This window comes from Ruegeria sp. YKSD179, from assembly GCF_059612885.1.
Window position 1 is genome coordinate 39,883 of record NZ_JBXWRL010000038.1, and the last position, 12,602, is coordinate 52,484.

Genomic DNA, 12,602 nt, shown 5'->3' on the forward strand with positions numbered 1-12,602 from the left:
CGGAATGACCACCAACAATGACCGCTATCCGTTCCTAAGCCGTCATCTGACTGAAAGACTCGGATGACTGCCTCGAGCCCATATATGCCGTCAAATGCATTTATTCGCAGGTTAGGCTCTTGCTCTGAATGCGTCGTGGGTCTCCATTGGCGTTGAGTCCTCATCAAGCAGTTTAACCTTGTGTGGTTCAAGGTTGGTCCGGTGGTAAAGCCATTTATCCATCGTGCGGGCCAACAGCGCGTCACCGCTCAGGAAAAGCCGACCAGCATCCAATTCACGTGAAATTGTGGTGCGATTCATGATGATGGCTGCGAGTGAAATGCGATCGGTCTCTACGTAAAGGTCAACGTCAAATCCGGGAATGCTGGAGCATATTTCAACATCCATCTTTGGCCTGATCAACGCCCAGTATGTATCGTACTCCAGGTTCGGGTCACTGAACCTAAACTGAATGACTACTTGGCGGTTTGGCAACTGATCTGTGGAGATCAACCCCCTCATTTGCCACATCAAGGTAGATACGTCCGTGTCCTGTAGAGCTTGCCTCGCCTCAATGTTACACTGCGCCCATTCTCCAAGCGCCAACAGGGCGGGTTCGAGATCAATTGCGCGCTGAGTGCGAAGGTAATCCACCTGGCCAGTTGCAGGATCTTCAATTCGTTCGATCAACCCCTGTTTTTCAAGCTCCTTGAGGCGCTTGGTCAATAGTGCCGGTGAGATGTTGCCAACACCGCGTTTGATGTCGTTGAAGCGGGTGGAACCAGCCCACATTTCCGAAAGTATCGGGATCGTCCAACGCGGTTCGAGGACTTCGCAGGCATGCGAGATCGAGCAGACTATTCCATATGGCTGTGTTTTCATGCGCGTATCTCCCTTTGGATCAAGACTACACGATCTGAGGCGCACCCATCCAGTTCACAATCTGTACTGGAGGCAGTTCATGATCTGCACTAGCCGCAAACCGGACAAGTTCGGCAAGCTCAGGGCATCTCGAAACCATCCAATGAGGATCGAAAAGATGACAACCTTCAACACCAACACAACCTTTTCTACCACACAAATCACTTCCTCCCTGCGCCGGTTCGCACACTGGGGTTGGTCCTACGTTGTAGAAATCCGCGCACGCCGGGTGCAGGCTGCTTCTCTGAGCCGCCTAAAAGAACGCGACCTGCGCGACATCGGCCTCATTGATAATGACATCTCCACCGCAAACCATATGCCGCTCGAAGCGGATGCTGCCTCTGCTTTGCGCCGCGCTCGTCTTGACCGTAGTAAAAATTGGTAACTTTGGCTCAAATCGAAAATGCGGGTACATCTGAGCGGCGGGTTTGTCCGCATTGCAGACATTGGGCGTAATTAACTGAATGTCCGCATCGAGCCCAAAGCGGACGGCTTGGACGCAGTTGAAAAAAATCATGGGCTTCAAAACTGCGTATTAAAGCCTGCGAAAATCTGCCACTTTGCTTGCCCAGAACCTCTGCTCGCGACGGAGTACTGCGGTTCGACAAAGACGTTGTAGGTGATCTCTTTCTTGCCAAAAACTTGCCCAACACCTAAGCCGATTGGCACATTGTAGCTGTCTGTTTCGAAGTCGTATGTCATTATCGGAGCCGACCTTAAGTATGTTCCCCCGCCGAGTTGATAGAACAGGAAAGGTTGAAAAGCTCCGATATTTACGTCTTTTGCATCACTGTCACCAGCAAAACTTGCTTGCCACGTGAGCAGGTAACCGTATTGGAACTTCGGAGACGACGCATTGAACAACACATTTGCAATGCCAGCTGACCATTTCTTTGATCCCGACCCGTCTGTCGAGCCAGTCGGAGCTGTCAATTGAGGGCCGACACCAAAGCTTAAGGCCGGATTTCCGGTATTGATCAGGTAAGCAGCAAACACATTTAGGTCACCGACACCTGTCGATTTTCCGTCCGGTCCAGGGAATGAATTGACGGGTAGAGAAGCCCTCAAAATCCAATTGTAACGCCCTACACTCACCGGTTGCGCATATCTTAGCCAAAACTGGTTACCTGTCTGATCCGTTCCGGAGATATCGCCAATGTAGTAGTTTTGCACATTGACGGCCTTGAAGTTTGCTAGGGGATTATTCGCTTGGGCTGCGGCTGACACCGCCTCGTTCTCTTGTGCTGCCGCGCGGTTAGCTGGTGCTGTTAATACACCTAGAACAACGAAAAGACTTGTGCATATCCTGACAAGGAAATCTCGGGTCGAAGCTAAAGTTGTGGAAGGCATCTTCGGGGTAGTGCCCAATTTGCTTCTCCTTGGCGAAGTCAACATCGTCACTATGAACTGCGTAATCGGGCGACTACGCGTGTTGGCGACATACGATTGAGGCAACAAAGAGCGCCTTGCTAGTTTACTTCAGGGCTAGTCAATAGGATCATTCCGACCCGTCTGCCCGGATCTTGTTCCAATCCTGTGCCATATCCACCACCATCCAACCTTTCTTGGTCGCAAGCGGCATGACTTTGTCTGTGTGTTTGTCATAGGCATACTCCCGATCTCTGTCGGTGTGATGCACCAGTATGGACATCCCGCCGCCCAATGCTGTGTTTTGCAGCATCTGTTGATCACCGTTTGAGTTTCCCGCTGCAAATATGGGTGTGCGGCCGATAACCTTTTTGATCAGGCGAGGTTTTCCATCCCAGTTGTTCAGGTGATCGACGCGATAGGTTCGTACAAACTGCGGCTCGCCGTTTTCGATTACGAATTCCTCTCGCACGGAGGTGCCGAACAGCAGCCCTATATGTTTATCCCGTCTATCCAAGCCGAAACTGTTGCGCCCATCGCGTTCATGTGGTCAGCGTGGGTAAAACCTGAAACCCGTTTGCGTGGCTTCAGATCGTGATCTCCGTCTTCAAACCAACTCATTTGTATTGCTGATGAAAGATAGTACCTACTGACTTCATCCTTCGTGCCAAACTGGTCCCGTGTTCCCTGACAGATCAGCGTTGGCGTTCGCAGACATTGTAGATGCTCGGTACGTAGCTTCTCGGGTTTGCCGATCGGGTGGAACGGATAGCCCACACAGAGCAAACCAACGACGCGTTCCGCTTCAAATAGCTCATCCGCAATCATACTGGCCACGCGCCCACCCATGGACTTTCCACCAATGATCAGCGGGCCATCAACTTTGAGCTCTTCGATTGCAGAGAGATACTCAGAGTTCAGTTTGTCTGCGCGGGGAGGGGGTTTGCGACTGCCTTCGGTTCGGCGCTGCACCATGTAGGCGAATTCAAATCGAACGATCCTGAGGTTTTGCGCTGCAAGTGCTTCTGCAATTGCTGTTATGCCAGGGGCATCCATCGGGGCGCCTGCGCCATGGGCAAGCAGAATAGTTGCACTTGCTACCTTGGGGCCGAGTTCAACGAAGTCGGTGGGCATAGTCTCGTCTGCTCTTCAGGTTCCGCCTCAGAATACTCATGCCGGCGAGGGACACACAACTTCGATCAGAGATGGCCCGTCGCTGAAGAGACCGGCGGAGAGCGCCTTTGCAAAGCTGTCCATGTCATCTGCGCGTGTCCCAGGAATACCGTGGCCTTTCGCCAGAGATACCCAGTCCAGTGCCGGGTTCTCCACGTCAAACATAGCCTGAGCATTCTGACCATAGTTCGCCACGCCGACGTTTGTGAGTTCATCGCGCAGAATTTGATAACCGCGGTTTGCAAAAACAATCACCGTGACGTCGAGATTTTCCCGCGCCATGGTCCACAGTGATTGTAGCGTATACATGGCCGACCCATCCCCAGTCAGGGCTACGACTTTTCGGTCCGGGCAGGCGGTGGCCGCACCCGTTGCGCAAGGCAAACACAGCCCAATCGCGCCGCCGGTGCCAGCGAGCAGATCATGCGGACGAGCGGTGGCTGTCGGTGGAATGACATGAAACCCGGAGGTAACAGACTCATTGCAGATGATGGCGTTTTCCGGGATCAGCGCAGCCAACGCCAAACCAACTTTTTCGAGGGTCAACTGCCCGCTGGGAATGTCCGGCAGATCGAGCGAATGGGTTTCTGCTACCGTTATGCATGTGACCCCGACCGCGTCGGCGAGCGCTTGCAGCGTCCACTCGATATCATCTGTGGGCGTACACAAGTCGGTAATGGGGCAATTCGGAGGTTCGGGCACGCTCGGTTTCCCGGGATAGGCAAAAAAGGCGACTGGCCTATTTGCGCCAAGCAGGGTAACCGAAGCTGTTGCTTTGAGCTGAGCGATCTTGGGCGATATCGGGTAGACCAGTTGGTCTAGCTTTGCTGTTCCTGCGCCTTTGGAAATGCGCGGTATCAGAGTATCGGCCAACAACCGGCACCCCGTCGCGGCTGCAATTTGTCCAGCAAGTTTGCGCTGCGGTCCAAACAGGGCTGATCCGCCAATCATCAGCACGGCGTTCGGCGTCACAAGACGGGTTGCCGCGGCCTCTATCTCGCCTATTGACGGCCGACGGAGTCTTTCTATGCTGTCCCAACGGTTTGCCGCTGCGTTCGCTTCGTTCCAAGCTGTGTCGGCAGGCAGGACAAGGGTCGCGATCTGGCCGTTTTGCGCGCGGGCTGCTTGAACCCCTGCAGCTCCATCCGTAGCTACATCGGTGGCATTGAATGACACTCGCGTCCAATGACTGACCGCTTGGCTGATACCGAGGATGTCTCCCTTCAAAGGGCTTTCGTAGCGCAGATGATGCTTCGCGTGATCGCCCACGACGTTCAAGATCCCGGACCCTGCTTTTCGGGCGTTGTGCAAATTGGCAAATGCGTTGCCAAAGCCGGGCGCAAGATGCAGCAGCGTGCCCGCAACATCACGTTTCATGCGAAAATACCCATCCGCCGCGCCCGTCGTTCCTCCTTCGAAAAGGCAAAGAATGCAATTCATCTCCGGGTGTTCATCCAAGGCAGCGACAAAGTGCATTTCCGAGGTGCCGGGATTTGCGAAAACTGTATCCACGCCATTGTTCAACAGGGTTTTTACGAGTGATTGAGCGCCGTTCATTTTTTCCTTAGCCTGATTTCAAGCGGTCATTTGATTACAATGCTCGCACGAAAAGGCTTTCTTTCTAAACATATTTTCCTCTCAATCTCGACCTTGTGGCACGCAATGGACCGTCCGGTCGAAGTCGGGCTGCAAGAAACCATGGGCAAACGCTGCAAGCCTGACTGACCCCACCCCATGATCGGCTATGTCACCGTCAAACTGGTGGAGCGCTCCCGTTCAACCGTTTTTTGAGGGCACGCTTCTACTAAATGAGCAGGGCGCGAAACGGGTTTGACCTTATGTGAGACTACCGAGTGCAACTTCGATGAGGCATGGCATTTCGGATACACCAAGGGCGCTCTGATAAACCTGGCCCGTCAACAGGGTGTTGATGTCCGGAGTGGGAGGGATGGAGAGAGGAAGTCGAAAATGTCCAATGTCAAACTCCCAGTCGTTCATAATACCCGTTCTCCCTGGAACAAGGGCAGGAGCGTTGGCCAAAAGCGCCCCTTGCTTCCCAAGCAGGTCTGGGCGATCCGAACAAGGCTCGAACTCGCTGGAAACCGCAGGGACCTGGCCCTGTTTAATCTTGCGATTGACAGCAAACTGCGCGGCTGCGACCTGCTCCGATTGAAAGTCGTCGATCTTTTTGTTGGAAACTGTGTCCGCGACCGCGTCACAGTCATTGCAAGCAAAACACAGAAACCAGTGCAGTTCGAGGTATCGGAAAACATAAGGCAGACAATCCGGGACTGGGTGTGCAGCTCCAATATGAAGGGCTGTGTGAACCTTTTTCCAAGTCGTTTGCACGATCGACCATTCCTGTCGACACGGCAATATGCAAGGATCGTCCGAGACTGGGTGGCCGGGATCGGCCTTGATCCGCGAAACTATGGCACCCATTCGCTCAGACGCACAAAGGCGGCGTTGATTTATCGAAAGACCGGAAACCTGCGCGCAGTCCAGTTGCTGCTCGGACATGCCAAAGTTGATAGCACGGTGCGGTATCTTGGCGTTGAACTTGACGACGCTTTGTGCATTGCTGAACAGATCGACATCTGACCACCCTGCGAGCGGTCGAAATGTCCGCTCGCAACCTCAAACCAGTCATCTGACCAAATCTGTCGGATGTCAGCGTTGAGGCCAAAGCGGCCGATGCCGCTGAAAAAAACTAAGCACCGACCGAGTGTATTGGGTGCACTTATTGAAGTGCCGCGAGGCTCCGTGCTCTGTTTGGAGAAAGATCCAGCGTCGCCTGATAAGCGACCGCAGCTTCATCGGGCTTTCCTAGCACCATCAACATGTCCCCCAGAAGTTCTCGAGCCGGAAGTACGTGGCCGGGCGTAACCGGACTTTTGCCAATCTTATCCTCGAGATCGGCCGCGGCAGTCTGCTTGGCCACCGCAATTTCGGCGTCACCGTTGGCCAACTCAATCCAAGCTTCAACCGTCAAAATCTGCGCTTCGGTCAATTGCGCCCAGTAGCCCTGTCCGCGGTCTTCCATCGTGGCGTGCAGCGACTTAAGTTCAGCAACCGCGCTCTGCGCGTTGTTAACATCGCCACTACGGGCTGCGCCTATACCGATGGCGAACACCCGCATAGCAACGGTTTGCGGGAATTTCTCCCATGGAATGACCGGATGCATCTCCTCTGACAACGCTGCGGCGATCTCCCATTGTTCTTGCTCCAGAGGCAGCCGAACAGGCGCAGCCGCCAGTGCATAAGCGCTGCCGAAACTGACCTGATGGTTTTGGATTGCCAGCATTTCGCCGACGAGCCTTTCGGCTTCGTCCACATCGCCAAGTTGCAAATGGCCGTAAACCATATAGTCGATGGCATGCGCATAATGGCTTTGCACAACGTCTTTGGATTGTTCAAGAGCAGCTTCGGCCGATCGGCCATTCAGATCGATTGATTTTTCCCATTCCCCTGTCCGTGTAAAGATGTGGGCGGGCATATGCAGCGCATGTGGAGCGCTAGGAGCCGTTTTGTCATAAATCTTGGCATATAGCCTGCCTCGATCCTTTAGGGGCGGATTGTCATAAGCATGGATGGCGTAATGTATGACACCGGGATGTTCTGGTACCTTTTGGTGAAGTTCGTCGAGCGTGTCTCCCACCTGCGACTTCACTTTGATCCCGTCGGAGCCCCGCGGCGCGGTTGCAAGGCGCGCCAGCGATGCGAAAGCCGCAGCGTCTACGTCGTCGGAATGTTGGTCCGCCGCAGCGATTTGTGTCTCTGCCCACGAAGTAAGCTGAGCGCGGTAGCCTTCTTGGTTCGGGGCGTAGAAAGCAGCAGCAGCATCCATCATCGCTTGTTCAAGGGCGCTTTCGGTGGACATTGACGCGAGTTTTTCGGCTGCAGCAGACCCTCTCTCTGTTTCGGCTTCACTTGGAGTGCCGGGCCAAAGAGGATGAAAGTTCGACATCGCGATACCCCATTGCGCCATAGCACATGCTGGATCTGCCGCCGCTGCCATATTGAACGCTTCTTCGGCTTGAATATACATCATGTTGTGGATGAGGTTCAGGCCTTCATTGAATGCCTGATCCGCTTTTTGGTTGCATGTCGTCTGGAAATTAGCCTCTGCTGAGACTGCGGGTACGAAAACAAAGAACGAGCTAATACAGGCGACAAGAGTATTGCGGGCTTTGGTATGCAAATGCTGCATAAATCGTCTCCAAAATTGCTATTGTTCGAAATTGTTTGAGCGTATGGCTCGGCTTCATAATACACAAAATTGTGCGATATGTCCGAACTGCCATCTGGGCAGCGATGCGCTCTGTTTCGATCGGACATGTGCTTACGCCGCGCGACCGCTTTGTCCACCTGGCAGGCGCGACCGAAGTACTTGGCAAACGACCGCTACAGACTTCTTGGCCACGAGTGGTAGATTTGGCGTGGCGGAGGACGAACAATGAGCAAAATTGCATTCGGTATGCGTGATCAGATGGACAGCATGTCCGATGATGAATTCAAAGAAGCGATGAGCTTAAGTAAAGCTGATTTTCATGACTATCTCGATAAAGCAGCCGCAGGTGAAGAGAGGTGCCAAGCCAACGTGGGCGAACCGGCTCCAGACTTTTTGGCGCACGTTTTGAGTGAGGATGGTGACGTTTCATCCGACTTACTGAAACTATCCGATCTTCGTGATGCGCCTGTCTCGTTGATTTTCGGGAGCTACACATGTCCCATATTTCGTCAGCAATCCGAGCGTATGAAGCAGTTGATTGGCGAATTCGAAAATTCAGTTCAGTTCGTCTTCGTTTACACGCTGGAAGCGCATCCGACAGACGGATGGAATACAAACTCAAATCGTGCCGACGAAATAATGTACGCGCAACCAAAAGATATGAAAGAGCGTGCCAAGGTGGCCCATGATTGGCGAAAAGCCTACAGCTTTCACAGCCAAATTGTTCTGGATTGGCCAGACAATCGGATAAATGACGATTATGCTGGAGCACCAGAGCGCTTGTATGTCCTCGACGCCAAGGGGATCGTGACCTTTAAATCCGAACAAGGCCCATATCACGATAACCACCTTGAGGATTGGGCGGCGGCATTAAGAAACGCCACGACAAGCCCTTAGCATATCCAGCGGCTTAGGTTGTGGGGAACCACAACTTCGAGCCCGGAGCGGATGTTCTCAGCGGTGCCCCGCACGTCCCAGTGATTGACCTCAAGGAGATTTTTGCAGGAGAGTCTTGGCGAGGAGGATAAAGCGGTGGAAGCCATTCTAAATCGCACGGGGTAAGCTCACGTTTCGGCAGGCTGAACATTGCTTGTCCGAGATCAAGGCTAAGAACCGCGCTGAATCAACTTAAACGCGCTGTAGCAGCAGCCTAGTCCTTCCAGAAAAACTTCTGCGGCTTATGAAGTGAATGTCCGGTTTGTCCGCAAAGTAGACGTTCAAGCAAGCTGCAGCAAATGTCTGCTTTGAGCCCAGAGCGGCCAATGCCGCAAACCGTACCAATGGCCGGAATGGGCGACACAAAACCTTCGCTACCTTGCGCGCGCGGGACAGAATCGCGGACCAAGTTACCATCAGGCGTGACGACGGAGGAGTTTAGTGTTCTATCGAAATGCTTGATTAACTTCGCGTACTAATCAAACCTGTGTATCCTCGTGAAAGCTATGACACAGTCAGCGTGGCAATGCGGAGAGGTGCGACAAATTTTGGGTAAAGGCTTCCAGCAGGGCATCACACTTAGGCACTTACGCGCACTTGTGGCGCTTGCCGATCTGAAACTGATCGCGCGAGTGTCCGAGGCCCTTGGGGTGACGCAGCCAGCCGTGTCGAAACAGATTGCCGAGTTGGAAAAGATCGTTGGTGTTCCCGTTGTCATGCGAGACCGAAACAGGTTGTACCTAACCCCTATTGGTGTCCGCCTTGCGGATCATGCGCGCCAGGCACTTAGTCAACTTGATCGCGCAGCTTTTGACATTGAAGCGATGACAAGCGGCGTTTCTGGGTCTGTCTCGATTGGCGTTGTCAGTTCGGTTGCATCCACCTTGTTGCCTGGCACCATTGCACTGTTTAAGCGCGGTACCCCGCAAGCAAACGTATCCGTTTCCGAAGGGCATTTTGTTGAACTTTTGCCACAGCTGGAGGCAGGCGCGCTTGATTTGGTGATCGCGAGGATTTGGCAGCCGCAGGAATTGGATGGCATCGACCAAATGGCATTGATCTCCGAACCTGTGGTCGTTGTTGCCGGGCGAAATCATCCGCTTGCTCAGGTCGGTGAAGTGGCGTGGGCCGATGCCGCAAGTTTTCCTTGGATACTGCCGCAACCAAATTCGGTTGCGCGCCAGGCAGTAGACGCACTTTTTGCCGCAAATGGACTGCCGCCTCCAACCAATACAATTGCGTCTTTGTCACTCGCCCTGAATCTTGAACTCTTAAGAGCAATGCCCGCGCTCGGCTTTCTCCCGCAGCGACTGGCAAAAGCGCAGGCCGCGCGTGGTGAAACTGTAACTCTACCGCTTGATACGCACGACTTGTTGTCAGAAGCACGTTGTTTTTGGCGAAAAGACCAAATCGCGCGGAACGCGACGTTGTCGTTGTTCCTAAAGTGCCTTCAGCAAAACACCGAAGATGCTCAAACCATTCCTTTTGGTTAATGTACTTGGCGTGAAATTCATTATTTTTTGCAAGAACCATTCATTACCTTAACCAAACACACAGTTTGGGAGGGCTTGGGTGTCTATTCGGATCATTGCAACGTCTGGTAAAAGCCTTTGAGCCAGAAGGACCTGCTCGCACTCTCGGCTTGCGAGTTACTTGCGGCCTTCAAGGCCAGAAGCCTGACGCCAAGTGAGTATCTGGCGGCTTGCGTTGAAGCGATTTCTTGTTTCAATCCCAAGATTAACGCATTGGCGGCAACTGATTTCGAAGTAGCAACCGGTTTAGCCACGGCAGCGACGCAGCGCTGGCAAGCTGGATGCCCAAAGGGGCCGCTGGACGGGTTGCCGATTGGCGTTAAGGATTTGCAAAACACCAGGGGCCTGCTGACAACGCATGGTAGCTTGCGAGCAAGCGATTATATTCCCGACGAAGATTTGCCAATGGTTGCACGTTTGCGTGCAGCGGGGGCAATTATTCTTGCCAAAACGAATGTCCCCGAAATGGGTGCGGGCGGAAATACCCGCAATCCTGTGTGGGGGGCGACGGGCAACCCGTTTGACGCCGATCTGATCGTGGGTGGATCATCTGGCGGGTCCGCAGCGGCGCTGGCTGCAAATCTGCTGCCGCTTTGCACCGGTTCTGATACCGGCGGGTCGCTTCGCATGCCAGCCGCGATTTGTGGCGTTGTTGGGTATCGCCCGTCGGTTGATGTTATCGCGCACCCGACCCGGCCTGTGGGGTGGTCTGGAATTTCCGTTCTTGGGCCGATGGCACGCACAATGGATGACCTGATATTGATGCTGGGTGTATGTCAGGGCCATGACCCCGACGACCCTTTGTCAATCCCGTCTGCGCCTGATCGCTTTACGGACTTGCCCGCGGTAGATTTGAAAGACCTGCGCGTTGGATACAGCGAAGATTTTGGTGGTGCCCCCGTCGATCCCAGCATTCGCGAAACCTTTCGCGACCGGCTGGGTGTTTTGCGACCGCAGATTAAACAATGTAGCCCGGTCGACCTTGACCTGGGGTATATGGACCGCTGCTTCGACATTCTTCGCGCCGAAAGTTTCGGAGTCGCCTTTGGCAAAGCCGTTCAGGAAGACCCAGACAGTTTTGGCAGTCACATCAAAGAAAACATCGCATTAGGTCGCACAATGTCCTTGGCCGACCGGGGCTGGGCGCATGCCGAGCAGACCCGCATTCTACGCAAGTTCAACAAACTAATGGCCGATTTTGACGTGATTGTCCTGCCGACCTCGCCAGTTTCGCCGTTCCCTTGGACGCAGTCTAGTGCCACTGAAATCGATGGGCAGGTGATGGACATCTATTATCGCTGGCTGGCGCTGTGCTATCGCGGGTCGCTGATGGGCGGACCATCGATCACCTTGCCATGCGGACGCGATGCGGGGGACATGCCTTTTGGTTTGCAGGTTTTGGGGCCTGTGCGGGGCGATGACGGGTTGTTGGCCGCTGCAAAGGCGCTTGAAACCTTGTTCGAAGGATCTGCTAAGACAGCGCGCCCACTTGCCAACATAGAAGCTCTGGCCCCGTCGACCGTGGATTTACGGTCTATCATTACCCATCCTGCCGCCGTGACGACCAAGCTAGATAAGAACGCGCACCCCTTGCGCACGGCGGTGTAACATGTGGCTGATCCCCATCATCTTTATCCTGTTGTTGGTCAGTGGCACGGCTTTTGCATATCTGATGGGGGCGGTTTCCGTCCTGACCTTTGTTGCTGTCGACAAAACTCAGTTCCTGTCGGTCCTGCCGCAACGCATTTTCGCGCAGCTTGATGTCTTTGCTTTTATGGCAATGCCATTGTTCATTTTGACCGCCGAGATCATGAGCCGTGCAGGGGTGACGCGCAGCCTGATTGATTTCGCGATGGCCATTGTTGGGCGGTTTCGCGGTGGTTTAGGCCATGTGAACATTCTAACCAGCGTGTTCTTTGCTGGCATTTCTGGCTCTGCCATTGCCGACAGCGCGGCCTTGTCGCGCACTTTTGTGCCGGAAATGAAAGCGCGGGGCTATGACCCGTATTACGCAGGCGCAATCACTGCGGCATCGTCGATGATTGGCCCCATAATCCCACCGTCAATTATCATGATCATTTATGGTGGCCTGACCGGGGCTTCGGTCGCGGCCTTGTTCATTGCGGGGGTTGTTCCCGGCCTGTTGCTTGCCGCGGCGCTAATGACCTTGAACGCGATCATAGCACATTTCAAAGGACACCCCGGTGGTGCGTCTGACGATCTGCCGCGGTTCCTGCCAAGTCTGGTGAACGCGGCACCGGCGCTATGTCTTCCGGTTGTGATCCTTGGCTCTCTGGTGTTCGGATTGGCAACACCTACAGAAGGGTCGGCCATAGCCGTGTTCTTCGCGCTGCTGGCTGGCCAGTTCTATAAAGGTCTGAACTGGCGGATGATCTTTGACGCGGTCGAGGCCACGGCAAAGATGACCGGGACGATCTTTATCATTCTCGCGGCGATTTCGG

The 12,602-nt window shown here is 53.9% G+C and carries 12 protein-coding genes; 6 read left to right on the top strand and 6 right to left on the bottom strand.

Annotated elements, in window-relative coordinates:
- Positions 1-111 precede the first annotated feature (111 nt).
- Positions 112-861: a winged helix-turn-helix transcriptional regulator gene (locus tag AC2FNE_RS16925; protein ID WP_170606363.1), complete on the bottom strand. Its 750-nt coding sequence runs from the start codon at positions 859-861 to the stop codon at positions 112-114.
- Positions 862-1,018: 157 nt separating this feature from the next.
- Here AC2FNE_RS16925 and AC2FNE_RS16930 point away from each other — a divergent pair, with 157 nt between their 5' ends.
- Positions 1,019-1,285, top strand: coding sequence for a hypothetical protein (locus AC2FNE_RS16930; protein WP_496805852.1), 267 nt, complete (start codon positions 1,019-1,021; stop codon positions 1,283-1,285).
- 137 nt (positions 1,286-1,422) lie between these two features.
- Here the strand turns inward: AC2FNE_RS16930 and AC2FNE_RS16935 are convergent, their stop codons facing one another.
- The 4 genes from AC2FNE_RS16935 to AC2FNE_RS16950 form a co-directional block, all read right to left on the bottom strand.
- Positions 1,423-2,268, bottom strand: coding sequence for a hypothetical protein (locus AC2FNE_RS16935; protein ID WP_496805853.1), 846 nt, complete (start codon positions 2,266-2,268; stop codon positions 1,423-1,425).
- A 130-nt stretch (positions 2,269-2,398) separates the two neighbouring features.
- Positions 2,399-2,785, bottom strand: a complete 387-nt coding sequence (locus tag AC2FNE_RS16940; RefSeq protein WP_496805854.1) for an HAD family hydrolase — start codon at positions 2,783-2,785, stop codon at positions 2,399-2,401.
- Positions 2,761-3,402: an alpha/beta family hydrolase gene (locus tag AC2FNE_RS16945; protein ID WP_496805855.1), complete on the bottom strand. Its 642-nt coding sequence runs from the start codon at positions 3,400-3,402 to the stop codon at positions 2,761-2,763. Before AC2FNE_RS16945 ends, AC2FNE_RS16940 begins: the two co-directional genes overlap by 25 nt.
- Positions 3,403-3,438: 36 nt before the next feature.
- A complete protein-coding gene (locus AC2FNE_RS16950; protein ID WP_496805856.1) occupies positions 3,439-4,998 on the bottom strand; it encodes an acetolactate synthase large subunit in 1,560 nt (519 codons plus the stop codon).
- Positions 4,999-5,409: 411 nt separating this feature from the next.
- Between AC2FNE_RS16950 and AC2FNE_RS16955 the strand changes: the two genes are divergently transcribed.
- Positions 5,410-6,042 carry a tyrosine-type recombinase/integrase gene (locus AC2FNE_RS16955; RefSeq protein WP_170606335.1) on the top strand — a complete coding sequence of 211 codons (633 nt, stop codon included), beginning with the start codon at positions 5,410-5,412 and terminating at the stop codon, positions 6,040-6,042.
- Positions 6,043-6,181: 139 nt separating this feature from the next.
- Here the strand turns inward: AC2FNE_RS16955 and AC2FNE_RS16960 are convergent, their stop codons facing one another.
- Positions 6,182-7,651, bottom strand: coding sequence for a tetratricopeptide repeat protein (locus AC2FNE_RS16960; RefSeq protein WP_496805857.1), 1,470 nt, complete (start codon positions 7,649-7,651; stop codon positions 6,182-6,184).
- Positions 7,652-7,897: 246 nt separating this feature from the next.
- Here AC2FNE_RS16960 and AC2FNE_RS16965 point away from each other — a divergent pair, with 246 nt between their 5' ends.
- The 4 genes from AC2FNE_RS16965 to AC2FNE_RS16980 all read left to right on the top strand — a co-directional run.
- A complete protein-coding gene (locus AC2FNE_RS16965; protein ID WP_170606338.1) occupies positions 7,898-8,569 on the top strand; it encodes a deiodinase-like protein in 672 nt (223 codons plus the stop codon).
- 545 nt (positions 8,570-9,114) lie between these two features.
- A complete protein-coding gene (locus AC2FNE_RS16970; protein WP_496805858.1) occupies positions 9,115-10,101 on the top strand; it encodes a LysR substrate-binding domain-containing protein in 987 nt (328 codons plus the stop codon).
- A 117-nt stretch (positions 10,102-10,218) separates the two neighbouring features.
- Positions 10,219-11,748, top strand: coding sequence for an amidase (locus tag AC2FNE_RS16975; RefSeq protein ID WP_496805859.1), 1,530 nt, complete (start codon positions 10,219-10,221; stop codon positions 11,746-11,748).
- A 1-nt stretch (position 11,749) separates the two neighbouring features.
- Positions 11,750-12,602 (top strand): TRAP transporter large permease (locus AC2FNE_RS16980; protein WP_496805860.1); only part of this gene is annotated, 853 nt, incomplete at its 3' end.

Excerpts from the sequence above, each read along its gene's own strand:
- AC2FNE_RS16955 (WP_170606335.1), top strand. The coding sequence starts at position 5,410 with ATGTCCAATGTCAAACTCCCAGTCGTTCATAATACCCGTTCTCCCTGG.
- AC2FNE_RS16970 (WP_496805858.1), top strand. The coding sequence starts at position 9,115 with ATGACACAGTCAGCGTGGCAATGCGGAGAGGTGCGACAAATTTTGGGT.
- AC2FNE_RS16930 (WP_496805852.1), top strand. The coding sequence starts at position 1,019 with ATGACAACCTTCAACACCAACACAACCTTTTCTACCACACAAATCACT.
- AC2FNE_RS16960 (WP_496805857.1), bottom strand. The coding sequence starts at position 7,651 with ATGCAGCATTTGCATACCAAAGCCCGCAATACTCTTGTCGCCTGTATT.
- AC2FNE_RS16965 (WP_170606338.1), top strand. The coding sequence starts at position 7,898 with ATGAGCAAAATTGCATTCGGTATGCGTGATCAGATGGACAGCATGTCC.
- AC2FNE_RS16945 (WP_496805855.1), bottom strand. The coding sequence starts at position 3,402 with ATGCCCACCGACTTCGTTGAACTCGGCCCCAAGGTAGCAAGTGCAACT.
- AC2FNE_RS16950 (WP_496805856.1), bottom strand. The coding sequence starts at position 4,998 with ATGAACGGCGCTCAATCACTCGTAAAAACCCTGTTGAACAATGGCGTG.
- AC2FNE_RS16925 (WP_170606363.1), bottom strand. The coding sequence starts at position 861 with ATGAAAACACAGCCATATGGAATAGTCTGCTCGATCTCGCATGCCTGC.